Source organism: Cronobacter sp. HA18003 (assembly GCF_011605905.1).
Taxonomy (GTDB): Bacteria; Pseudomonadota; Gammaproteobacteria; order Enterobacterales; family Enterobacteriaceae; genus Cronobacter; species Cronobacter sakazakii.
The window spans coordinates 1-996 of the sequence record NZ_JAANQO010000016.1 but is presented as its reverse complement, the minus strand read 5'-3'; the positions used below and the strand labels follow the sequence as shown (position 1 = coordinate 996).

At 53.5% G+C, this 996-nt stretch carries 1 rRNA gene; it reads right to left on the bottom strand.

The features are described from left to right. Positions 1 to 996: ribosomal RNA gene (locus G6041_RS11150) — 23S ribosomal RNA — on the bottom strand; the annotation flags it as partial.

The following is a 996-nucleotide window of genomic DNA, read 5'->3' as shown; positions in this document are numbered from 1 at the left end:
GGCGCCAGGTTAGAACATCAAACATTAAAGGGTGGTATTTCAAGGTCGGCTCCACGCAGACTGGCGTCCACGCTTCAAAGCCTCCCACCTATCCTACACATCAAGGCTCAATGTTCAGTGTCAAGCTGTAGTAAAGGTTCACGGGGTCTTTCCGTCTTGCCGCGGGTACACTGCATCTTCACAGCGAGTTCAATTTCACTGAGTCTCGGGTGGAGACAGCCTGGCCATCATTACGCCATTCGTGCAGGTCGGAACTTACCCGACAAGGAATTTCGCTACCTTAGGACCGTTATAGTTACGGCCGCCGTTTACCGGGGCTTCGATCAGGAGCTTCTCTTGCGATAACCCCATCAATTAACCTTCCGGCACCGGGCAGGCGTCACACCGTATACGTCCACTTTCGTGTTTGCACAGTGCTGTGTTTTTAATAAACAGTTGCAGCCAGCTGGTATCTTCGACTGACTTCAGCTCCACCCGCAGGGGCTTCACCTACATGTCAGCGTGCCTTCTCCCGAAGTTACGGCACCATTTTGCCTAGTTCCTTCACCCGAGTTCTCTCAAGCGCCTTGGTATTCTCTACCTGACCACCTGTGTCGGTTTGGGGTACGATTTGATGTTACCTGATGCTTAGAGGCTTTTCCTGGAAGCAGGGCATTTGTCACTTCAGCACCGTGGTGCCTCGTCATCACGCCTCAGCCTTAACCTTCCGGATTTGCCTGGAAAGTCAGCCTACACGCTTAAACCGGGACAACCGTCGCCCGGCCGACATAGCCTTCTCCGTCCCCCCTTCGCAGTAACACCAAGTACAGGAATATTAACCTGTTTCCCATCGACTACGCCTTTCGGCCTCGCCTTAGGGGTCGACTCACCCTGCCCCGATTAACGTTGGACAGGAACCCTTGGTCTTCCGGCGAGCGGGCTTTTCACCCGCTTTATCGTTACTTATGTCAGCATTCGCACTTCTGATACCTCCAGCATGCCTCACAGCACACCTTC